Origin of the sequence: Nocardia sp. FDAARGOS_372, assembly GCF_002554515.1 — a bacterium.
In the GTDB taxonomy this organism is placed as follows: domain Bacteria; phylum Actinomycetota; class Actinomycetes; order Mycobacteriales; family Mycobacteriaceae; genus Nocardia; species Nocardia farcinica.
Genome location: NZ_PDDW01000001.1, coordinates 750,299 through 772,511, shown reverse-complemented (window position 1 = coordinate 772,511; position 22,213 = coordinate 750,299). Strand labels below are relative to the sequence as shown.

The 22,213-nt window shown below is 71.5% G+C and carries 23 protein-coding genes; 10 read left to right on the top strand and 13 right to left on the bottom strand.

Features of this window, described 5'->3' with window-relative positions; genetic code table 11:
• Positions 1-3: 3 nt before the first annotated feature.
• Genes paaB through CRM89_RS03895 form a run of 6 tightly spaced genes read right to left on the bottom strand, consistent with a single transcriptional unit; the run spans position 4 to position 4,944 of the window.
• A complete protein-coding gene (gene paaB, locus CRM89_RS03920) occupies positions 4-312 on the bottom strand; it encodes a 1,2-phenylacetyl-CoA epoxidase subunit PaaB (RefSeq protein WP_011208693.1) in 309 nt (102 codons plus the stop codon).
• Entirely contained in the window at positions 309-1,253 is a 945-nt protein-coding gene (paaA, locus tag CRM89_RS03915) for a 1,2-phenylacetyl-CoA epoxidase subunit PaaA (RefSeq protein ID WP_060592060.1), read from the bottom strand. Before paaA ends, paaB begins: the two co-directional genes overlap by 4 nt.
• A gap of 49 nt (positions 1,254-1,302) precedes the next feature.
• Entirely contained in the window at positions 1,303-2,097 is a 795-nt protein-coding gene (locus CRM89_RS03910; protein WP_011208691.1) for an enoyl-CoA hydratase/isomerase family protein, read from the bottom strand.
• Positions 2,094-2,975, bottom strand: coding sequence for a 3-hydroxyacyl-CoA dehydrogenase family protein (locus CRM89_RS03905; protein ID WP_060592062.1), 882 nt, complete (start codon positions 2,973-2,975; stop codon positions 2,094-2,096). Before CRM89_RS03905 ends, CRM89_RS03910 begins: the two co-directional genes overlap by 4 nt.
• Positions 2,972-3,727, bottom strand: a complete 756-nt coding sequence (locus tag CRM89_RS03900; RefSeq protein ID WP_098083250.1) for an enoyl-CoA hydratase/isomerase family protein — start codon at positions 3,725-3,727, stop codon at positions 2,972-2,974. The genes CRM89_RS03905 and CRM89_RS03900 overlap by 4 nt, the downstream gene beginning before the upstream one ends.
• Positions 3,724-4,944, bottom strand: a complete 1,221-nt coding sequence (locus CRM89_RS03895) for an acetyl-CoA C-acyltransferase (protein ID WP_098083249.1) — start codon at positions 4,942-4,944, stop codon at positions 3,724-3,726. Before CRM89_RS03895 ends, CRM89_RS03900 begins: the two co-directional genes overlap by 4 nt.
• A 111-nt stretch (positions 4,945-5,055) precedes the next feature.
• Here CRM89_RS03895 and CRM89_RS03890 point away from each other — a divergent pair, with 111 nt between their 5' ends.
• The 4 genes from CRM89_RS03890 (at position 5,056) to paaI (ending at position 8,588) form a co-directional block, all read left to right on the top strand.
• Positions 5,056-5,682, top strand: a complete 627-nt coding sequence (locus tag CRM89_RS03890; protein ID WP_011208687.1) for a TetR/AcrR family transcriptional regulator — start codon at positions 5,056-5,058, stop codon at positions 5,680-5,682.
• A gap of 74 nt (positions 5,683-5,756) precedes the next feature.
• On the top strand, positions 5,757-7,802 hold the full coding sequence (gene paaZ / locus CRM89_RS03885; protein WP_060592068.1) for a phenylacetic acid degradation bifunctional protein PaaZ: 2,046 nt from the start codon (positions 5,757-5,759) through the stop codon (positions 7,800-7,802).
• Positions 7,799-8,113 (top strand): EthD family reductase, encoded by a 315-nt coding sequence (locus CRM89_RS03880; protein WP_011208685.1) that lies wholly within the window; start codon positions 7,799-7,801, stop codon positions 8,111-8,113. The genes paaZ and CRM89_RS03880 overlap by 4 nt, the downstream gene beginning before the upstream one ends.
• A 61-nt stretch (positions 8,114-8,174) precedes the next feature.
• Entirely contained in the window at positions 8,175-8,588 is a 414-nt protein-coding gene (paaI, locus tag CRM89_RS03875; protein WP_098083248.1) for a hydroxyphenylacetyl-CoA thioesterase PaaI, read from the top strand.
• Between the two features lie 36 nt (positions 8,589-8,624).
• Here paaI and CRM89_RS03870 read toward each other — a convergent pair whose 3' ends face one another.
• Positions 8,625-9,542: a LysR family transcriptional regulator gene (locus CRM89_RS03870; RefSeq protein WP_098086870.1), complete on the bottom strand. Its 918-nt coding sequence runs from the start codon at positions 9,540-9,542 to the stop codon at positions 8,625-8,627.
• A gap of 229 nt (positions 9,543-9,771) precedes the next feature.
• Here CRM89_RS03870 and CRM89_RS03865 point away from each other — a divergent pair, with 229 nt between their 5' ends.
• Genes CRM89_RS03865 through CRM89_RS03855 form a run of 3 tightly spaced genes read left to right on the top strand, consistent with a single transcriptional unit; the run spans position 9,772 to position 11,790 of the window.
• On the top strand, positions 9,772-10,323 hold the full coding sequence (locus CRM89_RS03865; protein ID WP_229434975.1) for a 2,4'-dihydroxyacetophenone dioxygenase family protein: 552 nt from the start codon (positions 9,772-9,774) through the stop codon (positions 10,321-10,323).
• 17 nt (positions 10,324-10,340) lie between these two features.
• Entirely contained in the window at positions 10,341-11,117 is a 777-nt protein-coding gene (locus CRM89_RS03860) for an SDR family NAD(P)-dependent oxidoreductase (RefSeq protein ID WP_041560878.1), read from the top strand.
• A 10-nt stretch (positions 11,118-11,127) separates the two neighbouring features.
• A complete protein-coding gene (locus tag CRM89_RS03855; protein WP_098083247.1) occupies positions 11,128-11,790 on the top strand; it encodes a hypothetical protein in 663 nt (220 codons plus the stop codon).
• Positions 11,791-11,952: 162 nt separating this feature from the next.
• Here the strand turns inward: CRM89_RS03855 and CRM89_RS03850 are convergent, their stop codons facing one another.
• Together CRM89_RS03850 and CRM89_RS03845 are read right to left on the bottom strand one after the other, a co-directional pair.
• Positions 11,953-13,842 (bottom strand): ABC transporter ATP-binding protein, encoded by a 1,890-nt coding sequence (locus CRM89_RS03850; RefSeq protein WP_098083246.1) that lies wholly within the window; start codon positions 13,840-13,842, stop codon positions 11,953-11,955.
• On the bottom strand, positions 13,839-15,656 hold the full coding sequence (locus CRM89_RS03845) for an ABC transporter ATP-binding protein (RefSeq protein WP_098083245.1): 1,818 nt from the start codon (positions 15,654-15,656) through the stop codon (positions 13,839-13,841). Before CRM89_RS03845 ends, CRM89_RS03850 begins: the two co-directional genes overlap by 4 nt.
• Positions 15,657-15,900: 244 nt before the next feature.
• Here CRM89_RS03845 and CRM89_RS03840 point away from each other — a divergent pair, with 244 nt between their 5' ends.
• Positions 15,901-16,716: a DUF1206 domain-containing protein gene (locus CRM89_RS03840; protein ID WP_060592076.1), complete on the top strand. Its 816-nt coding sequence runs from the start codon at positions 15,901-15,903 to the stop codon at positions 16,714-16,716.
• A gap of 88 nt (positions 16,717-16,804) precedes the next feature.
• Positions 16,805-17,305, top strand: a complete 501-nt coding sequence (locus CRM89_RS03835) for a nitroreductase/quinone reductase family protein (protein ID WP_172964437.1) — start codon at positions 16,805-16,807, stop codon at positions 17,303-17,305.
• Positions 17,306-17,329: 24 nt separating this feature from the next.
• Here the strand turns inward: CRM89_RS03835 and CRM89_RS03830 are convergent, their stop codons facing one another.
• Together CRM89_RS03830 and CRM89_RS03825 are read right to left on the bottom strand one after the other, a co-directional pair.
• Positions 17,330-18,133 (bottom strand): ABC transporter permease, encoded by an 804-nt coding sequence (locus tag CRM89_RS03830; RefSeq protein WP_098083243.1) that lies wholly within the window; start codon positions 18,131-18,133, stop codon positions 17,330-17,332.
• Positions 18,130-19,095 carry an ATP-binding cassette domain-containing protein gene (locus CRM89_RS03825; protein WP_098083242.1) on the bottom strand — a complete coding sequence of 322 codons (966 nt, stop codon included), beginning with the start codon at positions 19,093-19,095 and terminating at the stop codon, positions 18,130-18,132. Before CRM89_RS03825 ends, CRM89_RS03830 begins: the two co-directional genes overlap by 4 nt.
• An 81-nt stretch (positions 19,096-19,176) precedes the next feature.
• Here CRM89_RS03825 and CRM89_RS03820 point away from each other — a divergent pair, with 81 nt between their 5' ends.
• Positions 19,177-19,953, top strand: a complete 777-nt coding sequence (locus CRM89_RS03820; RefSeq protein ID WP_011208673.1) for a TetR/AcrR family transcriptional regulator — start codon at positions 19,177-19,179, stop codon at positions 19,951-19,953.
• 72 nt (positions 19,954-20,025) lie between these two features.
• Here the strand turns inward: CRM89_RS03820 and CRM89_RS03815 are convergent, their stop codons facing one another.
• A complete protein-coding gene (locus tag CRM89_RS03815; protein ID WP_098083241.1) occupies positions 20,026-21,489 on the bottom strand; it encodes an MDR family MFS transporter in 1,464 nt (487 codons plus the stop codon).
• Between the two features lie 247 nt (positions 21,490-21,736).
• Positions 21,737-22,204: a GNAT family N-acetyltransferase gene (locus CRM89_RS03810; protein ID WP_098083240.1), complete on the bottom strand. Its 468-nt coding sequence runs from the start codon at positions 22,202-22,204 to the stop codon at positions 21,737-21,739.
• Between the last annotated feature and the right edge of the window lie 9 nt (positions 22,205-22,213).

Here is a 22,213-nt window from a genome sequence, read left to right as displayed (position 1 = left end):
GCCTCACATGTGGGGGACGGTGTCGGGGATGTCGTAGAACGTCGGGTGCCGGTAGACCTTGTCGCCGCTGGGGGCGAAGAACGGGTCCTTCTCCGACGGGCTGGAGGCCACGATCGCGCGGGAGGGCACCACCCAGATGCTCACCCCTTCGTTGCGGCGGGTGTAGACGTCGCGGGCGTGCCGCAGCGCCATCTCGTCGTCGGCGGCGTGCAGCGAACCGACGTGCACGTGGTTGAGGCCGCGCTTGCCGCGCACGAACACCTCGTAGAGCGGCCAGTCGGCGCGCACGCCCGCGGATTCGGTCTCGGTCATCGGTGGGTGCCCTTTCGTTCTCGTGCGGCGAAGGCGGCCGCGGCCGCGCGCACCCAGGCGCCGTTCTCGTGGGCGCTGCGGCGGTTGGCGATGCGTTCGACGTTGCAGGCGCCCTGCCCGGCGACCACGGCGGCGAATTCGTCCCAGTCGGGGGTGCCGAAGTCGTAGTGGCCGCGTTCGGCGTTCCAGCGCAGCTCCGGGTCGGGCAGTCGCACGCCGAGCACCTCGGCCTGCGGCACCGTCATGTCCACGAAGCGCTGGCGCAGTTCGTCGTTGGTGTGCCGCTTGATCCGCCACGCCATCGACTGCGCGGTGTTGGGCGACTGGTCGTCGGGCGGGCCGAACATCATCAGCGACGGCCACCACCAGCGATCCACGGCGTCCTGCACCATCGCCCGCTGGGCCTCGGTGCCGCTCATCATGGTCAGCAGCAGTTCGTAACCCTGCCGTTGGTGGAACGACTCCTCCTTGCAGACCCGGATCATGGCCCGGGCATACGGCCCGAAGCTGCTGCGGCACAACGGCACCTGGTTACAGATGGCGGCGCCGTCGACCAGCCAGCCGATGACGCCGACGTCGGCGTAGGTGAGGGTGGGGTAGTTGAAGATCGAGGAGTACTTCTGCCTGCCCTCGATCAGCTTGTCGGTCAGGTCGGCGCGGTCGGCGCCCAGGGTCTCCGCCGCCGAGTACAGGTAGAGCCCGTGGCCCGCCTCGTCCTGCACCTTCGCCATCAGGATCGCCTTGCGGCGCAACGACGGTGCGCGGGTGATCCAGTTGCCCTCCGGCTGCATGCCGATGATCTCGGAGTGCGCGTGCTGGGCGATCTGGCGGATGAGGGTCTTGCGGTAGCCCTCGGGCATCCAGTCGCGCGGCTCGATGCGCTGGTCGCGGGCGAGGATCTCCTCGAAGTCCCGTTCGAGGTCTGCCGTCGAGGTGGTCATGTCGGCCTCTCTTCGCTGGGTGCTGGCACGCTGGGTGCGGACATCGTGGTCATCGGCCCTCGAACACCGGCGCGGTCTTGGTCAGGAACGCTTCCACGGCGGCGCGGTGGTCGCGGCTCGCGCCGAGCGCCTCCTGTGCGACGCGCTCGCGTTCCAGCGCGTCCGCCAGGCCGGCGGACTCGGCTCGCAGCAGCTGCTTGACCTGCCGGTAGGCCGCCGTCGGGCCGTGCGCGAGGGTGGTGGCGAGTTCGGCGGCGGTGGCGTCCACGTCGTCGTCGGCGACGAGCCGGTGGATCAGGCCCCAGGCCAGCGCCTGCTCGGCGGTGAAGCGGTCGCCCAGCAGCATGAGCCCGGCGGCGCGGCTGGCGCCGAGCGCCCGCACCAGCGTGTGGCTGAGGCCGGAGTCGGCGGCCAGGCCGATGCCGGTGAAGGCGGTGGCGAACTTCGCCCCGTTCCCCGCCACCCGGATGTCGGCGGCCAGCGCCAGGCCGAGGCCCGCGCCGACGCAGGCGCCGCGGATGGCGACGACGACCGGCACCGGCAGGTCGGCCAGCGCCCGCAGCAGCGGGTTGTAGTGGGCGCCGACGGTGTCCATGGCGGTGGCCGGGTCGGCGCGCAGCGCGTCGACGTGTTCGCCGAGATCCTGTCCCACGCAGAAGTTCTTGCCCTCGGCGGTGAGCAGCACGGCGCGCACGGTCTCGTCGGCGGCGATGCGGGTGACCGCGGCCAGCAGATCGTTCTTGGTCGCCAGGTCGAGCGCGTTCGAGGCGGCGGCGCGGCGCAGCGTGAGGGTGGCCAGTGCGGCCTCGACGCGCAGATCGACGGTGCTGGTTCCGGTGGTCATGCTCGTCCTCCGCTCGCGGTGGTGTCCCAGGTGTAGAAGCCCTGGCCGGTCTTGCGACCCAGCTCGCCGCGCTCGACCTTCTCGCGCAGCAGCCGGGGTGGGGTGAACCGCGGCCCGAGGGTGGCCGCGAGGTGTTCGGCGATGGCCAGCCGCACGTCGAGGCCGACCAGATCGGTGGAGCGCAGCGGACCCATCGGGTGGCGGTAGCCGAGTTCCATCGCCCGGTCGATGGCGGCCGGGTCGGCCACGCCCTCCTCGACCATCCGGATCGCCTCCAGCCCGAGGCAGACGCCGAGTCTGCTGGTCGCGAAGCCGGGTGAGTCGTTCACCAGCACCTCGGCCTTGCCCAGCGCGGCGACCCAGCCGCGCACCCGCGCCACCACGGCGGGATCGGTCGCGGGGGCGCGCACGATCTCCACCAGGGCCGAGGCGGGCACCGGGTTGAAGAAGTGCATGCCCAGGAAGCGCTGCGGATTGTCCAGTGCCGCGCCGAGTTCGGTGATGGACAGCGAGCTGGTGTTGCTCGCGATCACCGCGCCGGGGCCGACGACCGAGTCGGCGGCCGCGAGCACCTCGGCCTTGAGGGCCGGGTTCTCCGGCACCGCTTCGACGACGAGGTCGGCGTCGGCGGGCAACTCCCGCGGCGCGGCGACGGTGCGCACCGCGGCGAGCACGGTCTCGGGATCGCGCCCGTCGAGGGCGCCGCGTTCGGCGGCGCGGCGCAGGCCGGTGGCGATCCGGTCCAGCGCGGCCGCGCGGTCACCGGCCTCGGCGACGACGACGGTGCTGCCGAGGGTCGCGAAGACCTGGGCGATGCCCGCGCCCATGCGCCCGCCGCCGATGACGGCGACGCGCTGGGGGACGGTCGGTTCGGTCATGCCTTCTGCTCCACGGATGCGGTCTTCTCCAGGAATGCGGTCATGCGGGTGTGCTTCTCCTCGGTCTCGAACAGCACCGCCTGCGCGATGTCGTCGGCGAAGGGGTGGAATCCGGGGGCGTCGACGATCGTCTTGGTCAGCCGCAGGGCCAGCGGCGCCGAGCGGGCGATGCGGTCGAGCAGCCGGTGCGCGGCCGCCAGGTGGGCGCCGGGTTCGGTCACCTCCATGACCAGGCCCGTGTGCAGGGCGGTGTCCGCGTCGAGCAGGCGCCCGCCCAGCAGCACCTGCTTGGCCACCGACACACCGACCAGCTGCGGCAACCGGTAGCTCGCGCCCGCGGCGGCCATGATGCCCAGGCCCGGTTCCGGGTTGCCGAACACGGCGGTGCTGGTGGCGATCCGGAGGTCGCAGGCGTAGGCCAGTTCGGCGCCGCCGCCGAGCGCGTACCCGCTGACCGCGGCCACCGTGGGCAGCGGCAGCCGGGCGACCCGGTCGAACAGGGTGCGGTTGATCCCGGCGAGCGCGTCGTCGCGGGTGCGGGCGCGCAGCTGGGCGATGTCGGCGCCGCCGGCGAAATGCTCGCCGCGGCCGGTGAGCAGCAACAGTTTGGGATCGCGTTCCAGCCGCTCGCAGACCCGGTGCAGCTCGGCGATCATCGCGGCGTCGATGGCGTTGCGGCGCTCGGGACGGTCCAGGGTGACCACCACCCGGTCGTCCCGCTCGTCCACGGTCAGGGTCGTGTACTCGCTCATGCCGCCTCGATCGCCATCGCGACGCCCTGCCCGACACCGACGCACAGGGTGGCCAGGCCGCGCCGGACGCCTTCCCGTTCCATCCGGCCGACCAGGGTGAGCAGGATGCGGGCGCCCGAGCAGCCCAGCGGATGGCCCAGCGCGATCGCGCCACCGTCGGCGTTGACGATCTCCTCGTCGAGCTTCAGCTGCCGGATCACACCGAGCGACTGCGCGGCGAACGCCTCGTTGAGCTCCACCGCGCCCAGGTCGGCCTGCGACCAGCCGGCCCGGTCGAGTGTCTTGCGGGTGGCGGGCACCGGGCCGAGACCCATCACGTTCGGGGCGACGCCCGCGGACGCGCTCGCGACGATGCGCGCGCGGACCCTCAGCCCGTGCCGCCGCACCGCCTCGGCGCCGGCGAGCACCAGCGCGGCCGCGCCGTCCGACAGCGGTGAGGACGAGCCCGCGGTGACGATGCCGTCGGGCCGGAACACCGGGCGCAGGGCCGCCAGCTTCTCGGCGGTGGTGTCCGGGCGCGGCACCTCGTCGGTCTCGACGAGCGTGTTCCCGGCCCGCACCGCGACGATCTCGCGCCGGAACCGGCCCGCCGCCACGGCCGCGGCGGCCCGCTGTTGGCTGCGCAGCGCGAACGCGTCGGACTCGGCCCGCGAAATCCCCTCCAGCGCCGCCACTTCCTCCGCGGTCTCCCCCATCGACAGGGTGATCTTCCTGGCCCGCGGGCCCGCGTCGGTGGGCACGGCCCGGTCGGCGGCGGTGAAGGCGGGGTTGGTGAACCGCCAGCCCAGCGCGGTGTCGGCGACCTCGCCCGGGCGCGCCCACGGCGTGCCGGGCTTGGCCATCACCCACGGGGCGCGGGTCATGGATTCCACACCGCCCGCCACCACGATGTCGGCCTCACCGCCGCGAATGGCGTTGGCGGCGGTGGCGACCGCGGTCAGTCCGCTGGCGCAGAGCCGGTTGACGGTGTAGCCCGGCACCGCGTCCGGCAGGCCGGCCAGCAGGACCGCCATCCTGGCGACGTTGCGGTTGTCCTCGCCCGCCTGGTTCGCCGCCCCCAGCACGACCTCGTCGACCGCGTCCGCGGGCACCCCGGCCCGGCGCACCGCCTCGGCCACCACCGTGGCGGCCAGGTCGTCGGGGCGCACGCTCGCCAGCGCGCCGCCGTAGCGGCCCTGCGGCGTGCGCGCCCCGTCCACGAGGAAGACTTCGCCCATCACTGCTCCTTGTCCGATCGTCCCCCGAAGTATTACCGAACATTCGGTCAGTAATCAACCCTCGGCCCACGGTTGTGCGAGCAACCGGGCGGCATGCGTCAAGATGGACGGATGACCTCAGCGCGCCCCACCCAACGCACCGGCCGCCCGGGCCGTCCCGGCTACGACCTGGACTCCCTGCTGTCGGTGGCGGTGAAGGTGTTCAACGACCGGGGCTACGACGCGACGAGCATGGAAGTGCTCGCCAAGCGGCTCGGCATCGCCAAATCGGCCATCTACCACCACGTCTCGGGCAAGGGCGAGTTGCTCGAGCTGGCGCTCTCGCGCGCGCTCAACGGCCTGTTCGCCGCGACCACCGAGGAGGGGGCGATCACCGGCCGGTCCATCGACCGGCTCGAGTACGTGGTGCGGCGCGCGGTCGAGGTGCTGGTGGCCGAGCTGCCCTACGTCACACTGCTGTTGCGGGTGCGCGGCAACACCCCCGCCGAGAAGCGCGCGCTGGCCCGCAGGCGCGAGTTCGACGCCTTCGTCGCGGGCCTGGTCGCGGCGGCGGGCGAGGAGGGCGATCTGCACACCGATGTCGATCCCGCCCTGGCCAGCCGGCTGATCTGGGGCATGATCAACTCCATCGTGGAGTGGTACCGCCCGCGCGGGGAGAACTCCGCCGACGAGATCGCCGACGCCGTGGTCGCCATCGTCTTCGACGGCCTGCGCCGCTCCGGCCCGGCCACCGGCTGACCCCTGACCTTGACATGCGCGCGGCTCTCCCGGAAGGTAATTACCGACCGAATGTTCAGTTGAACGGAGAGCTGATGAGCGAACTGCTGCAAAGCTACGTGGGGGGCCGCTGGGTCACCCCGCCCGACGAGGGCACCCCGTTGCTCAGCGCCGTCGACGGCAGCGTGGTGGCTCGCCTCTCGTCGACCGGCGTCGATCGGGCGCACATGGTCGATCACGCCCGCACCGTCGGCGGCCCGGCGCTGGCCGCGCTCACCTTCCACGAACGCGCCGCCCGGCTCAAGGCGCTGGGCAAGTACCTGCTCGAGCACAAGGCCGAGCTGTACGCGATCTCCGCGCACACCGGCGCGACCGAGCGCGATTCGGCCGTCGACATCGACGGTGGCGCGGGCACCCTGCTCAGCTACGCGAGCAAGGCCACCCGCGAATTACCCAACGACACCGTGTATCTGGACGGCGGCGTGGAGCGCCTCGGCCGCAAGGGCACCTTCGCCGGTCAGCACATCTACACCGCGCGCCGCGGCGTCGCCGTGCAGATCAACGCCTTCAACTTCCCGGTCTGGGGTTTCCTGGAGAAGCTCGCCCCGGCGTTCATCGCCGGCGTGCCTTCCCTCGTCAAGCCGGCCGGCCAGACCGCCTACCTCACCGAGGCGGCGTTCCGCTTGATCATCGAGTCCGGGCTGCTGCCGGAGGGCTCGGTGCAGCTGCTGTGCGGCAGCGCCGGTGACCTGCTCGACCACCTCGGTGGGCAGGACTCGGTGGCATTCACCGGTTCGGCCGAGACCGCCGCACTGCTGCGCGCGCACCCGGTGGTGGTGCGCGAGGCGGTGCGGTTCACCGCCGAGGCCGACTCGCTCAACGCCTCGATCCTGGGCGCCGATGTCACGCCCGGCTCCCCCGAGTTCGAGTTGTTCGTCGGCCAGCTGGTCACCGAGATGACGGTGAAAGCCGGCCAGAAGTGCACCGCGATCCGGCGGGCCCTGGTGCCGGAACCGATGGTCGACGCCGTGGTGGACGCGGTGCGGGAGCGGCTGGCCCGGGTGGTCGTTGGCGCCCCCGGCGCCGACGGGGTCACGATGGGCGCCCTGGCCGGGATCGACCAGCGCGAGGAGGTCCGCAAGGCGGTGCGGGCGCTGACCAAGAGCGCGCAGATCGTCTTCGGTGATCCGGAGTCCGTGACCGTCGTCGGGGCCGACGCCGCCACCGGCGCGTTCCTGTCGCCGATCCTGCTGCGCTGCGACGACCGCGAGGCCGTCGAACCGCACGAGGTCGAGGCGTTCGGGCCGGTGAGCACCGTGCTCGGCTACCGCGACACCGCCGACGCGATCGCACTGGCCGCACGCGGCAAGGGCAGCCTGGTCGCCTCGGTCGTCACCGGCGACACGGCCGTCGCGCGCGAGATCGTGCTCGGCCTGGCCCCCTATCACGGGCGGGTGCTCGTCCTCGACACCGTCGACGCCCGGGAGTCCACCGGGCACGGTTCCCCCCTGCCCACGCTCGTACACGGCGGACCGGGCCGGGCGGGCGGCGGCGAGGAGCTCGGCGGCATCCGCGGCGTCCTGCACCACATGCAGCGCACCGCCGTGCAGGGCAGCCCCGCGGTCCTCACCGCGGTCGGACGGCGCTGGGTCACCGGTGCCGACCAGGTGCGCGGCGACGTGCACCCGTTCCGCAAGGACCTCGGACAGCTGAAACTCGGCGACACCATCGTGGCGGGCCCGCGCCGGGTCACCCTCGACGACATCGGCCACTTCGCCGAGTTCACCGGCGACACCTTCTACGCCCACACCGATCCCGAGGCGGCCGCGGCCAACCCGCTCTTCGGCGGCATCGTCGCGCACGGCTACCTGGTGGTGTCGCTGGCGGCCGGATTGTTCGTCGACCCCGCCCCGGGCCCGGTGCTGGCGAATTTCGGCGTCGACAATCTGCGGTTCCTCACCCCGGTCAAGGCCGAGGACGAACTGACCGTCACGCTCACCGCCAAGCAGATCACCCCGCGCACCAGCGCCGCCTACGGCGAGGTCCGCTGGGACGCCACCGTCACCAACCAGAACGACGAGGCCGTCGCCACCTACGACGTGCTCACGCTCGTCGCCAAGCCCGAGGGAGAAACCAAGTGAGCTACCAGATCTCGGTCTGCTACGGCACGCCCGACGACCCGGCCGCCTTCGACGAGTACTACCGCACCACGCACGTGCCGCTGGCCGCGAAGGTGCCCGGCCTGGCCGGGCTCAGCTGGGGCAAGTGCCGCTCGCTGGACGGCTCGGAGCCGCAGTTCTACGCGGTGGCGCAGCTGCGCTTCGCCACCGAGGCCGACCTCCAGCAGGCGCTGGCCTCGCCGGAGATGAAGGCCGCGGGCAAGGACGTGCGCAACTTCGCCACCGGCGGCGCCAGCATGTTCGTCCAGCAGCTGGAATCTCCCCTGTCCTGAATGATGGTGCGGTGGGCGCGGTCTCGTCCCGCGCCTACCGCCCGCACCGTGAGGAGCCCGTATGACCACGGTCGACGAGTCGGCCACCGCCCACGCCCGGCAGATGTTCGCCGACGACCTCGCCTCGCGTGCGCTCGGCATCGAGATCGTCGCGCTGAGCCCCGGCCATGCCACCGCGACGATGACCGTGTCCGACCGGATGGTCAACGGTCACGGCATCACCCACGGCGGCTACGTCTTCCTGCTCGCCGACACCACCTTCGCGCTGGCGTGCAACAGCCACGGTCGCGCCGCCGTCGCCGCCCGCGCCGACATCCGCTACCTGCGGCCCACCCGGGCCGGGGAACTGCTCACCGCCACGGCGGTGGAGCGCGCCGTATTCGGCCGCAACGGAATCTACGACGTCACGGTCACCGATTCGGCGGGCCGGACCGTGGCGGAATTCCGCGGGGACAGTCGCGTGATCGCGAACTGAGCGCGCACGAACCCGTCCCCTTTTCCACCGTTATTTCTACCGCTGCGTTCCCGTCGACGCCGCGGTATCGAGGTCGAATTCGGCGATTCTGCGGGCGGCGTCGCGTAACGCCTCGATCAGCGGTGAGCTGTCCTCGGCGCGCGTGCACAGGCACAGCGACGCCGGTTCCACGTCCCGCACCGGCACGAACACCACATCGGGGTGCCGGTGGGTGTCCTGGACGAATTTGCTGGTGATCGAGATGGCCACGCCGGTGGCGACGACCTCGAGCAGTTCGTCGATGGTGCGCACCGACGGCCCGTAGACGACCGGCCTGCCGCTGGGGCGCGGATCGCAGGCCCACCAGCGCACCCATTCCCGGTCCGCTTCGTGGTCGGTCAGGTGCGGCTCGCCGTCGAGTTCGTCGACCGATATCGAATCCCGGTTCGCGAGCCGGTGCGCGACGGGCAGCGCGACCACCCGCGGCTCCTTGCACAGCACATCCAGGCGCAAGCCGCCCGCGTCGGCCACCGGTGGACGCATCAGCGAGGCGTCCACCTTGCCGTCCCGCACCGCCGACGCCTGCTCCGCCCAGCCCAGCTCCACCAATTCGATGGTGGCGACGCCGGATTCGCGCCGCACCAGATCCAGCAACGGTCTCGTGCGGGTCGCCAGGGCGGCGGTCATGAAGCCGATGCGCAGCGTCTCCCCCTCGGCCCGCACCGCCGCCACCGCACGCTGGGCCGCCGCGAGCGCCGCCCGCGCCTCGGGCAGGAATCGGCGCCCGGCCGGGGTGGGTTGCAGTGGATGCGCCGAGCGGTCGATCAGCTCGACGCCGAGTTTCTGCTCGAGCTTGCGGATCTGCTGGCTCAGGGCCGGGGTGCTGATGTAGAGCCGCTGCGCGGCGCGCCCGAAATGGCCTTCGTCGAGCACCGTCACCAGATACGAGACCAGACGCAGGTTCAGGTCGACCACGACAGCCTCTCTCGCCGTGGCCAGCGACACCGCTGGCCTGTACCGATAAGCAGAAGGTTAACACCTCCCCCGAGGAATGTAATGGACATCACGTTCCTGCCGGGCGAGATTGGAAGCGTCTCGCACAGCCCCGCGAGAAATGCGCGGCGAATTCGCTGCACGCGCATCCGATCCGGTCGAATGTACCCGGCCGATCGATTTCCCGTTTCACCTCGAGAGGACCATCGCAGTGACCATCTCGGCACCCGTCGGCCCCACTTTCTGGATGCAGAATCCCGGCACCACCCCGAAAGGCGCGCGCAAGGAATTCGTCGACCCCGACGATATTCCGTGGACCGATTGGCTCATGCCCGGCACCCGATTCAAGCTGCTGTACGCGAACCTGGCCACCGGCGCCTTCACCGTGATCCTGCGGGTGGACCCGGGCGTGACGGCCACCCCGCATTGGCACCTGGGCACCGCACAGGCTTTCCTGCTCGAGGGCGGATTCCATTACGACCCCGACGATCCGGGCCGCGCGGGCACCTACACCTGCGAGGTCGCCGGCGCGGTCCACCAGCCGGTCTCCCCCACCGGCACCACCATGCTGGCCTTCGTCGACGGCCCCATCGCCGGCTACCTGCCCGACGGCACCCTCGGTGTCGTCGCCGACGCCCGCCTGCACTACTACATGGCCCGCGACAACAACGCCGTCGCCCACACCCAGGTCGTCGACTACGCCACCGACCCCTCGCTGTCCCTGCACGACGGGGCGCCGACCAGCGAGGGCACCCCGCGGTGAGCGATCGGAAGACACCCATGCTGCAGATATCCACCCCCGAACGGGCCGTTGTCACCGGTGCCGCGTCCGGGATCGGGCTCGCCATCGCCGAGCAGCTCATCGCGGCGGGCGGACGGGTGCTCGCGTTCGATCTGGACGGCGACGGGCTGGCCGCGGCGGCCGAGAAGTACGGCCGGGCGTATGTGCCGCACGTCGGCAGCGTCACCGACACCGACGAGGTGCGGGCGGCGGTCGGCAAGGCCGAGGCCGAGCTCGGCGGGATCGACAGCCTGTTCAACGTGGCGGGCGGGCTGCGGCCCGCGCCGATCGTCGGGCTCGCCGAGGACGACTGGGATTTCACCGTCGACGTCGTGCTGCGCAGCGTCTACCTGTGCACGAAATACGTGGCCGACAGCATGATCCGCGCGGGCAACGGCGGCTCGATCGTCAACATCGCCTCGGTCAACGCGCACATCCCGCTCTACGGCGGCAGCGCCTACGCCGCGGGGAAGGCGGGCGCGGACATGTTCGCCAAGAACGCCGCCCTCGAACTGGGCAGGCACGGCATCCGGGTGAACTCCGTGCTGCCCGGCCTGGTGCAGACCCCGATGGCCGGGTTCATCCTCGGCAACGACCAGATCATGCGCGAATTCCGCGCCAACGCCGTGTTGAAGCGGCCCGCGCAACCCGCCGAGCTGGCCGCTCCGGCGGTGTTCCTCGCCAGCAGCGCCGCCGGTTACATCACCGGCGCGAGCCTGGTGGTGGACGGCGGATACGAAATCGGCAGCTACCCCGACCTCAGCACCCACCTCTAGGAGAACGACGATGACCACCCTGCAGGATCACAGCACCGCCGCCCCGCGCACCTCCTACGAGGAGGAACTCGTCCACATGATGGACGACATCGACGCCCTGATCGAGAACCAGACCGTCCCGCTCTACCGCAAGATCCTCATCAACTACCGCAGGCACGCCCTGCTCGAGGTGTCGGGCCGCTACGACGAACTGCTCCAGCCGGAGATGACCGTCGCCCACCCGCGCTACCGGATCTTCGAAGGCGGCCAGGGCGTCATCCTCGACGGCATGGACCAGGTCCGCGGCTTCTATCGGTCGCTGGCCGAGCTGGACATGCTGGTGATGTGGACCGGCCGCCAGCGGATCGCCGTCGGCGACCACGGCTTCGCCGGAGAGGCGGAATTCAGCCAGTTCGTGCCCGGAAAGATGCTCGGCGACAACGTCTTCGCCTCGATGGACGACGCCGCCGCCAAGACGGACTCCGGCTACGATCCCGACGCCTACTACCTGGTCCGGCGCACCCTGGCCTTCGTCTGGCCCTACGACGAGACCGGCCGGATGGTCGGTGAACACGTCTACGAGGACACCAACTCCAAGACGGTGACCCGTGTCGACACCGCCGAGGTCATCACCGGCGCCCGCGCGGCCGAACTGCTCGCCCCGCTCATCGAGAAGTACGAGCTACCCGCCTGAGCGTACGACGGCGGACGCCGGCGCGGCCCCGAACCAGACCCGGTTCGGGGCCGCGCCCGCTCGCCGCCTGCTCACCCCCGGACGGCGACCGCATCCCCTTCGAGCAGCATGCTCGGCAGCGCCGACGCCGAAATCGGCGAACGCGCCGCGACTGTGGCACCCTCACACCAGCGATTCCCGCCACGCGGCATGGAGGCCCGCGAATCGCCCGTCACCCGCGATCAGCTCGGCGGGCGTGCCGTCCTCGACGACGCGGCCGTTCTCCAGCACCAGCACCCGGTCGGCGATGGCGACGGTCGACAGGCGGTGCGCGATGATCACCGCGGTGCGCTCGCGCAGCACGGTTTCCAGTGCGCGCTGCACCAGACGCTCCCCGGGGACGTCCAGGCTCGAGGTGGCCTCGTCGAGCACGATCACCGCCGGATCGGCCAGGAACACCCGGGCGAAGGCGACCAGCTGGCGTTGGCCGGCCGACAGTCGCCCGCCGCGTCTGCGCACATCGGTGTCGAAACCTTCCGGCAGCGCCGCGACGACCTCGGACAGGCCGACGGCACGGGCGGCCTCGTACACCTCGGCGTCGGTGGCTTCCGGCCTGCCGAGCCGGATGTTGTCGGCCACCGAGCCGGAGAACAGATACGACTCCTGGGTCACCATCACGACGTGCCGGCGCAGGTCGGCGTCGGTGAGGCGCCGCAGGTCGACGCCGTCCAGCGTCACCCGCCCACCGGTGGGGTCGTAGAAGCGGGTGAGCAGCTTGGCGAGCGTCGACTTGCCCGCGCCGGTCGGCCCCACCAGGGCCACCACCTGCCCGGCCGGGATGTCGAGGGTGAACTCCGGCAGCACCGGTCCGGTCCGCCGGGCCGGCGCCTCCTCGGCGCCCGCGTAGTCGAACCACACGTTCTCCAGCCGCATCGCGCCCGAAACCTTCTCCAGCCGCACCGGATCCGCGGGCTCGGGTACGGCGGGCCGCTCCTCGAGCACGCCGGAGATCTTCTCCAGCGCCGCCGCGGCCGACTGGTAGGAGTTGAACACCTGGGCCAATTCGTCGAGCGGACCGTAGAAGTTCTTCAGATACAGCAGGTAGGCCGCGAGCACACCGACCGCGAGGTCGCCGTGCACCACCCGCCACGCCCCGACCACGAGCACCACCACCGTGGTGAGGTTGCCCAGCAGCCGGGTCAGTCCCGCGTAATCGCCCATGCCGCGGGATGCGGCGACGTTGGCCGTGCGGTAGGCGTCGTCCTCGGCCGCCAACACGCTCGCGTTGCGCTGTTCGCGCCGGAACGCCTGCACCGCCCGCATGCCGCCCATCGCTTCCACGAAGTGCACCACCACGCGCGCGATGGCGCCGCGGGTGCGGCGGTAGCCCGCGCGCTGCCTGCGCTGCGCCCAGCGGGTGACCAGGAACAGCGGCACGAACCCGGCGAACACGACCGCGGCCAGCGGACGGTCGAGGTAGACCAGCAGCACCGCGATGGTGACCACCGACAGGATCGCGCCCAACGCCTCGTTGAGCGCGCCCTCGAGCAGCTCCTGCAGGGTCTCGATGTCGCCGGTGAGGCGGGTGACGACCTTGCCGGAGGTGTACTTCTCGTGGAACCCGACGTCGAGGCGCTGGGTGTGCGCGAACGCGCGCACCCGCAGGTCGTAGAGCACGTTCTGGCTGAGCCTGCCCGCCAGCCGCACGAAGCAGAAGGTGGTGACCCCGCCCAGCAGGGCGGCGCCCGCGTATCCGCCGACGGCGATGCTCAGCGGACCCCAGTCGCCCGCGCGGCCCGCGCCGATGCCGCGGTCGAGGGCGTAGGCGACGAACAGCGGGCCGGCCACGGTGACGGCGTTGTCCACCACGATGATCGCCAACACCAGGGCAAGGGTGCCGCGATACGGGCGAACCAGGTCGGCGAGCAGCCGACGCGAGCGCCGGGCGAGCACGAGGTTTCCGGTCTCGGTGACCTCGGTGTCCTCGTTGGCGATGCCGCGCCAGTCGGCGGCCTCGTCCGGCTCGGTGTTCGGCCCGGTGGCGCGCTCGGTCACGGCGCTGTCGGTGCTCATGGTTCACCTCCCATCAGTTCGCGATAACGGCTGCTGGTGCGCAGCAACTGGTCGTGAGCGCCCTCGGCGCGGACGCGGCCGTCGTCGAGCAGGACGACACGGTCGGCCAGGGCCGCGGTCGACGGCCGGTGCGCGACGAGCAGGGTGGTGGCTCCGGCCAATGCGCCGCGCAGCCGCTGCTGGACCCGTTCCTCGGTCTGCACGTCCAGCGCCGAGAGCGGGTCGTCGAGCACCACGACGCGGGCGCGCCGCTGCTGCCCCGCCCTGGCCAGCACCGCCCGTGCCAGCGCGAGCCGCTGACGCTGGCCACCGGACAGGCTCAGCCCCTGCTCCCCGATCCGGGTGTCCAGCCCCCACGGCAGCGCGTCGACGAACTCGGTCGCCTGGGCGACCTCGAGGGCCGCTCGCACGTCGGCGTCGGTCGCGGCCGGATCGCCGAGCGCGACGTTCTCCCGCACGCTCGCCGAGAACAGCACGGGCTCTTCGAACGCCACGGTCACCAGCGAACGCAGATCCGCCAGCCGCAGCCGCCGGATGTCGATACCGTCGATGCGCACCGCACCGCCGGTCACGTCGTGCAGTCGCGGAATGAGCCCGAGCAGCGCGGTTTTGCCGCTGCCGGTGGCACCCACCAGCGCGACCGTCTCCCCGGGCCGCACCACCAGCGAGATGTCGCGCAGCACCGGCTCCCGCGCGTCCGGGAACGCGAAACGCACGTTCTCCAACCGTAATTCGCCGGTGACGCGTTCGGGCAGCGGCACCGGGTCGACCGGGTCGGTGATGTCGACGGGGGTGTCGATGATCTCCCAGAAGCGGTCGGCGGCGGTGCCCGCGTCGTTGAGTTCGGCGAGCAGGAAGCCGGTCCAGATGATCGGCCACTGCAGGAACGTGGCCAAGGTGACCGTGCCGACCACCGCGCCCAGCGACATCGTGCCCGACACCACCGAATACGCGCCGAACCCGAGCGCGAACACCAGGATCAGCTCCGACAGCGACACCATCGCCGACCACAGGGTCGCGTCCAGACGCACCTTCGCCAACTCGGTCTCGCGCAGGGCGCGGGCCTGCGCGGCGAACTTCGCACCGAAGAACGGGCCGCGTCCGAATGCCTTGAGCACGCGGATGCCCTGCGCGGCCTCCTGGGCCGTGGTCGACAGGTCGCCGGCCTGATCCTGCGAGCGCCGGGAGGCGACCGAGTAGCGTCGCTCGAAGCGCGCGCAGACCGCGGCGATCGGCACCGCGGCCACGGCGTAGACGAGGCCGATCTGCCAGCTCATCACCGCCAGCACCACCAGCCCGACCGGGATCACCACGGCGTGGATCACCAGAACGGGGCCGGCGAATCCGATGAAGCGGCGCAATCGCGCGAGGTCGTCGACCGCGCGGGAGAGCAGCTGCCCGGCTTCCCAGGCGTCGTGGCGGCCGATCGAGCGCGCCTGCAACGCGGCGAATATCTCGGCGCGCATGGTGGTTTCGAAGCGGGTCGCCGGTTCGGCCAGCAGCCAGCGCCGCCCCCAGATACCGACGGCCTCGATCACCCCGAGCACCAGCACCGCGCTCACCGGCACCAGCACACCGCCCAGGTCGCCCGCGGCGATCGGCCCGTCCACGATGCGGGCGACGACCAGCGGCGTCACCACGGCGGTCAACATCGCCAGCACCGACATCGCGGTGGCCGCGACGAAAGGCACGCGGTACGCCCGCAGGTAGGGCCGGAACCGTAGCAACGAGGTCAGCGCGCCGCGGGAACGCTCCCGCGGCCCGGGTCTGTCGACCTCCGCCGCCTCGGCATTCTCCTCCACCGTGATGGACACGGTGATCCCCCTTTCCGATGACTGTCAGCGCATTTCCCGGCGCTCCCCGCACCGGCGAACCTCAAGCCTGTCACCACCGCCCGCCCGAGCCAACCGATTTTCCACAGGGCGGGCCGCGGCGACCGCCCTGTGCACCACCGGCCACGACCCCGGCCGCCACCGTTTCGACGCCGTGCCGCCGGGTATCTGCGGATCGACCCCGGCCGCGCCCGACGCGCCGGGCCCGCACGGATGAGAAGGCACAATGGTTTTCGGCAACACCTCGGCGGCGTCCAGCACGGACCGCATCGCCCAGCACCCCACCTTCGAGCGATTCGCTCGCGCCGGCTTCGTCATGACCGGCATCGTCCACCTGATCGTCGCCTATCTCGCCCTGCGCGTGGCGTTCGGTGGTGGCGGCACGGCCGACCAGTCCGGCGCCATGGCGCAGATCGCCGCCGCCCCGGGCGGACGGGTCGTGCTGTGGATCGCGGTCGCGGCGTTCCTGCTGATGGCGCTGTGGCGGCTGGCCGAGGCGGTGTTCGGCAGCGCGTCCAAACCCGACCACGACAACCGTCGCAAGGAGGCGATGCGGCGCGGCAAGGCACTCGCGGTCGCCGTCGTCTACGCGGCGCTGGCGCTGACCGCCTTCACCTTCGCCCGCGGCGGCGGCAAGTCGAGCAGTGGCGAGAGCCAGAGCCTCACGGCGCGATTGCTGGCGAACACCGCGGGCAAAGCGGTCCTGATCGCCGCCGGGCTGGTCGTGCTCGGGGTCGGCGCCTACTACGTCTACAAGGGCGTCACCGGGAAGTTCCTGAAGGATCTCGACACCGCGGGCCCCGCCATCCGCCGCCTCGGCACCGCGGGCCACATCGCCAAGGGCCTGGCCATCGGCGCGATCGGCGCCCTGCTGATCCTCGCGGTCGCCCAGTCGGACCCGAGCAGGTCGGCCGGGCTGGACGGCGCCCTCAAGACACTGCTCGCCCAGCCCTACGGCGTGGTGCTGCTGGTGCTCGCGGCGATCGGCATCGCCACCTACGGTCTGTTCAGCTTCGTGCAGGCCCGCCACGCCAAGATGTAAGCGGCCGAGCGGGTTCGGACGCCGACATACCCGAACCGCATGGTCTTCCGGCTACCCTCGGGGCATCCGCCGTCCGAGGAGTCGCACCGTGTCCCAGTCGCCCGTTCCGAACCCCTACGGCACGCCGTCCACGTCCGGCCCTCGCCCCATCGGCCGGTTCCAGCAAGTCGTCAACGCGGTCGTGCGCACGCTGCTGCGCGCGCCCGTCCTCGGCCCGGTGGTCGGTCGTCGCCTGCTGATCCTGCATGTGGTAGGTCGCAAGACCGGCCGGGTGTTCGACATCCCGCTGGCCTACACCCGCCATGACGGTGCGCTGCTGATCGGGACCGCGGTGCGGCCGTGGGTGCGCAACCTCCGCCCGGGCACCCCGGTGCAGGTGTCGATGGGCGGGCCGCGCCGCACCGCCGAGGCCGAGGTGTTCACCGACGAGGCCGAGGTGATGCGGCTGTTCGAGATCATCGCGCGCGACAATCCGCGCAATGCCGAGTACAACGGCATCGGTTTCGCCTCGGACGGCTCCCCGAACAAGGCCGACATCTACCAGACCTGGCGGGCGGGCGGCGCGGTCATCCGCCTCACCCTGCGCTGACCGCCGGCCGGCGCCCTCGTGCGGTCAGTTGCCCAACGCGCGGAATCGGCGCACCGCCAGGGGCAGGAACACCGCGGTGATCAGCAGCGGCCAGAGCACCGCCGCCGCCACCGAGTGCGCCGAGATCCACGACGCGCCACTCCACCCGGGATTGCCGCACAGCGCGCGGACCGCCGACGCGGTGGCGGACAAGGGATTCCAGTCGGCGATCGTGCCGAGCCAGCGCGGCATCGTCGCGGTGTCGACGAAGGCGTTGGACAGGAACAGCAGCGGCCAGACCAGCACCTGCACGACGGCCACCGATTCCGGCCCGGCGACGACGAGCCCCAGGTAGATGCCCACCCAGAGCAGGGCGAACCGCAACAGGAGCAGCAATGCCACCGTCGCGAGCGCGTCACCGAGGCCGTGATGCCACTGCCAGCCGACCGCGAGCCCGGTGCCGACCACGACGGCCAGCGCGATCACGGTGTTGAGCAGGTCGGCGGCGCACCGGCCCGCGACCACCGCGGCGCTGCTCATCGGCAGCGAGCGAAACCGGTCGGTGACGCCCTTGGCGGCGTCGGCGGCGACGGCCGCCATGGTCGACTCCAGCCCGAACAGCATGGTCATCGCGAACATGCCCGGCATCAGGTACTCGTAATAGCGTCCATTCCCCGGTGTTTCGATCGCCCCGCCGAAGAGTGTGCCGAACATCAGGATGACCATGACCGGGAAGAGCCAGCCGACCACCACGGTGGCGGGCCGATTGACCCAGTGCGTCAGGTTGCGGCGGGTGATCGTGCGGATGTCGTCGATCATCCCGGAGGTGCGGGGGGCCAGGCTGGTCATGCGGGAACCTTTCCGTGCCGGGTCAGGTGGAGGAACACCTCGTCGAGCGACGGGGCGCGGACGTCGAGATCGCGCGGGGCGAGGTCAGCGCGGCGCAGCACGTCGGCCAGCGCGAGCACACCCTCGGCGCGATCGAGGACGGGGATGCGCACGGTATGGGTGGCCGGGTCGGTGGTCACCTCGCCGCACGCGAGGGGCCGGGCGAGTTCCGCCGCGTGCTCGGCGGCGGACGTGTCGTCGAAGGTCGTTTCCACCCAGTCGGATCCGACGCGCGACTTCAGCTCGGCGGGTGTCCCGGCGGCGATCACCCGTCCCTGGTCGAGCAGCGTGATGTGGTCGGCCAGCCGGTCGGCCTCCTCCAGGTACTGGGTGGTCAGCAGCACGGTGGTGCCCGCGGCGACGAGTTCGGTCACCGCCGCCCACACCTGCAGCCGCGCGGCGGGGTCGAGCCCGGTGGTCGGTTCGTCGACGAACAGCACCGGCGGAGGAACGATCAGCGCGGCAGCCAGGTCGAGACGGCGGCGCATGCCACCGGAGTAGTCCCCGACCGGCCGCTTCCCGGCCGCCGCGAGGTCGAAGCGGTCGAGCAACTCCGCGGCGCGCCGGGCGGCCGCGCGCGGGCCGAGGCCGTTGAGCCGGCCGAACATCACCAGGTTCTGCCGCCCCGAGAGGATCTCGTCGACCGCGGCGTTCTGGCCGACCAGCCCGATGCGCTCGCGGACCCGCACCGGATCGCGTACTACGTCGTACCCGGCCACCCGCGCGGTCCCGGCGTCGGGCCGCAGCAGCGTCGCGAGGATGCGCACCGCCGTGGTCTTGCCCGCGCCGTTGGGTCCGAGCAGCGCACACACCGTGCCCGCCGCCACCGTCAGGTCGATGCCGTTCAGTCCGGTGCCCGCGTCGGCGCCCCGGTAGTTCTTGCGCAACCGGCTGATCTCGATCGCCGGATCGGGATTCTGCATTCCATCACTCCTTCGAACGGTACTCTGTACCGTACTAAGTACGGTACAGCCTGTCGAGGGGTGGCGCGCAGGGAATGGAGAATGTGTTCCGTGGCAGCACCGAAGAACTCGTCCGATCCGGCCCGCACCCTCACCCTGTTGTGGGGGCTGCATCCGAAACCGGGTCGCAAAGGGCTGACGGTGGCGACCATCGTGGCCGCGGGGATCGAGGTCGCCGACGCGGAAGGTTTGGACGCGGTGACCATGCGCCGGGTCTCCGAACGACTCGGTGTCGGCGCGATGTCGCTGTACACGCACGTGCCGGGCAAGACCGATCTGGTGGAACTCATGCACGACGCGGTGCTGGCCGACCTCTACCGCGATCCCGGCGAACCCGCGGCAGCCGGGGACTGGCGCGCCGGGCTGACCCTCGTCGCCCAGCGCAATTGGCAGCTCTACCAGCGGCATCCGTGGCTGTTGGGCCTGATCGGCACCCGTCCGGTGCCCGGACCGCATTCGATCGCCAAGTACGAGGCCGAGCTGCGGCCGCTCGACGGCCTCGGCCTCGGCGACGTCGAAATGGACGCGGTGCTCACCTTGGTGCTCACCCACGTACAGGGCACCGCCCGGCTCGCCGCCACGTCCGCGGCCACCGCCGCGGACTCCCAGCTCACCGATCCGCAGTGGTGGGACATCACCGGCCCGATCCTGGATCGCCTGTTCGACCCGGCGAAGTTCCCCGTCGCCGCGCGCGTCGGCGCCGCGGCGGGTTCGGAACACAACGCCGCGGTGGACCCCGACCACGCGCTCGGTTTCGGCCTGGAGCGAATCCTCGACGGCATCGCCGAGCTGATCGAGCGGCGGCGGGAACAGCCGTAGCCGCGCGGCGGCGGGTCACGAACGACCGACGCCCCCGGCGCGCGCGGCGTCGGGGGCGTCGGTCATGTCGAGTCAGCCTTTGACCAGTTCGACGGTCGGCTCCTCGATCTCCTCGGGCTCGTCCGGCGCCTCGGCCCGGTTGGGCAGCAGCACCGCCATGACGATGACGATCAGCGCCAACACCGCCGAGACCAGGAACGCCAGCCGCATGCCGTCGAGGTGGGCCAGCGTCTCCTCGGTGCCGTTCTCGATCAGCGTGGTGCTGCGCGCCGACATCACCGTGACGACCAGCGCGGTGCCGAACGCGGCCGCGACCTGCTGCAGGGTGCCGAGCATCGAGCTGCCGTGCGAGTACAGGTGCTGGGTGAGCGAACCCAGGCCGAGGGTGAACACGGGCGTGAACGTCGCCGCCAGCGCGACCATCAGCAGGATGTGCAGGGCCAGCAGCTGCCAGTACGGCATGGTCATCGAGATCTGGGTGAAGCCGGCGAGCGAGGCGGCGATGCCGAGCGCGCCCGGGATGACCAGCGGGCGTCCACCGAACCGGTCGTACAGGCGGCCGATCGTCGGGCCGAGCAGGCCCATCGCCAGACCACCCGGCATCACCAGGAGGCCGGTGGCCAGCGGGCTCAACCCGCGCAGGTTCTGCAGGTACAGCGGGAGCAGCATCATCGAGCCGAGCATCGCCATGAACGCGATCGACATCAGCACCAGCGACTTGGTGTAGGTACCCGACCGCAGCACCCGCAGGTCGAGCAGCGGGCCGCCGCGCCGCTGCAGGCGCAGCTGGCGCAACACGAAGGCGGCGATCAGGGCCGAGCCGACGGCGACGATCAGCGCGGGGGTGGCCAGGCTACCGGCCTCGAACCGGCTGAGCCCGAACACGAGTCCGCCGAACCCGAGCGCGGCCAACACCACGCTCACCACGTCGATGCTGCCCGCCTCGGGCTCGCCGACGTTCTCCAGCCGCCGCAGGCCCAGCCAGGTGATGATGCCCGCGATCGGCAGCACGAGCACGAAGAGCCAGCGCCACGAAGCGATCTGGAGCACCAGGCCGGAGATCACCGGACCCATCGCCGGCGCCACCGAGATGGCCAGGGTGACGTTGCCCATGACGCGGCCACGGTCGTGCTCGGGCACCACCGTCATCAATGTGGTCATCAGCAGCGGCATCATCACCGCGGTGCCGACGGCCTGGATGATGCGGCCGAGCAGCAACACCGCGAAGGTGGGAGCCACCGCCGACAGCGCGGTGCCGAACAGGAACACTCCCATCGCCGTCGTGTAGGCGACGCGGGTGGGCACTCGTTGCAGGAACCAGCCGGTCGTCGGAATGACCGCGGCCATGGTGAGCATGAACGCCGTGGACACCCACTGCGCCGCGCGCTCGGTGACCCCGAGATCGGCCATCAGCCGCGGGATCGCGTTGATCATGATGGTCTCGTTGAGAATCACCACGAACGTCGCGAGCACGAGCACCCGGATGACCGTCGGTGTCCGTCCTCCCGTGACGGGTGCGGATGGATGGGCGGACATCGGTTACCTCCGGGGCAGGGTCGTGGGCAGGACTGCGTCGGCCGATGCCGAGCCGCCGCGTCGCGCTCCCGGCATCACAGGGATTGAGACGGGGACTACTGCTCGAACTCATCGGGCGCGCGTCAGTATTCCGCGCGGCACCGACACAGTTCACGTGGTTTTTCCGGGTTCCGGCACTGCCCTAGGGCACGAATCCACTGGTCAGATGCTTCTCAGCGCCAGCGCGTCGGTTCAATCGTGACCTCGGTCACTGCTGGGACACGGCCGGACCCGGCCGCCGGAAGGTGCGCATGTCGTCGGCCACGCCGAGATCGAGCCAGCCCCGGCGGCGGAAGAAGGCGAGGGCAGGCAGGTTCGCCAGGTCGACGTAGGCGCGCCACCCCGCGGCCGGCGGGTGACCTGGCCAGCCGAGCGCGGCCTCGAGCGCGAGGGTGGCCAGCCCCTGGCGGCGACGGCCGGGGTCGACGGCGAGCGCGGTGACGGTGTGGTCGTTTTCGGCGTGGCCGTCGGCCCACACGCAGCCGATCGAGGCGACAGGGGCGCCGTCGAGTGCCACGACGAGTTCGACGCCGGTGTCGTCGGCGAGCACGTGGTCGAGCCACTCCTGATCGAGGGGGCCGAGCTGTTCGTTCAGTGTCTCGTCCGCGTACCACGCCGACAGCCACGGCCAGTCGGCGCGGGTGAACTCTCGCACGGTCGGATGCGCTGCCCGCATGCCTCGCAC

Excerpts from the sequence above, each read along its gene's own strand:
- paaA (WP_060592060.1), bottom strand. The coding sequence starts at position 1,253 with ATGACCACCTCGACGGCAGACCTCGAACGGGACTTCGAGGAGATCCTC.
- paaZ (WP_060592068.1), top strand. The coding sequence starts at position 5,757 with ATGAGCGAACTGCTGCAAAGCTACGTGGGGGGCCGCTGGGTCACCCCG.
- CRM89_RS03810 (WP_098083240.1), bottom strand. The coding sequence starts at position 22,204 with ATGCGGGCAGCGCATCCGACCGTGCGAGAGTTCACCCGCGCCGACTGG.
- CRM89_RS03850 (WP_098083246.1), bottom strand. The coding sequence starts at position 13,842 with ATGAGCACCGACAGCGCCGTGACCGAGCGCGCCACCGGGCCGAACACC.
- CRM89_RS03820 (WP_011208673.1), top strand. The coding sequence starts at position 19,177 with ATGTGTTCCGTGGCAGCACCGAAGAACTCGTCCGATCCGGCCCGCACC.
- CRM89_RS03905 (WP_060592062.1), bottom strand. The coding sequence starts at position 2,975 with ATGACCGAACCGACCGTCCCCCAGCGCGTCGCCGTCATCGGCGGCGGG.
- CRM89_RS03890 (WP_011208687.1), top strand. The coding sequence starts at position 5,056 with ATGACCTCAGCGCGCCCCACCCAACGCACCGGCCGCCCGGGCCGTCCC.
- paaI (WP_098083248.1), top strand. The coding sequence starts at position 8,175 with ATGACCACGGTCGACGAGTCGGCCACCGCCCACGCCCGGCAGATGTTC.
- CRM89_RS03855 (WP_098083247.1), top strand. The coding sequence starts at position 11,128 with ATGACCACCCTGCAGGATCACAGCACCGCCGCCCCGCGCACCTCCTAC.
- CRM89_RS03825 (WP_098083242.1), bottom strand. The coding sequence starts at position 19,095 with ATGCAGAATCCCGATCCGGCGATCGAGATCAGCCGGTTGCGCAAGAAC.
- CRM89_RS03830 (WP_098083243.1), bottom strand. The coding sequence starts at position 18,133 with ATGACCAGCCTGGCCCCCCGCACCTCCGGGATGATCGACGACATCCGC.
- CRM89_RS03860 (WP_041560878.1), top strand. The coding sequence starts at position 10,341 with ATGCTGCAGATATCCACCCCCGAACGGGCCGTTGTCACCGGTGCCGCG.
- CRM89_RS03895 (WP_098083249.1), bottom strand. The coding sequence starts at position 4,944 with ATGGGCGAAGTCTTCCTCGTGGACGGGGCGCGCACGCCGCAGGGCCGC.
- CRM89_RS03900 (WP_098083250.1), bottom strand. The coding sequence starts at position 3,727 with ATGAGCGAGTACACGACCCTGACCGTGGACGAGCGGGACGACCGGGTG.
- CRM89_RS03815 (WP_098083241.1), bottom strand. The coding sequence starts at position 21,489 with ATGTCCGCCCATCCATCCGCACCCGTCACGGGAGGACGGACACCGACG.
- CRM89_RS03910 (WP_011208691.1), bottom strand. The coding sequence starts at position 2,097 with ATGACCACCGGAACCAGCACCGTCGATCTGCGCGTCGAGGCCGCACTG.
- CRM89_RS03840 (WP_060592076.1), top strand. The coding sequence starts at position 15,901 with ATGGTTTTCGGCAACACCTCGGCGGCGTCCAGCACGGACCGCATCGCC.
- paaB (WP_011208693.1), bottom strand. The coding sequence starts at position 312 with ATGACCGAGACCGAATCCGCGGGCGTGCGCGCCGACTGGCCGCTCTAC.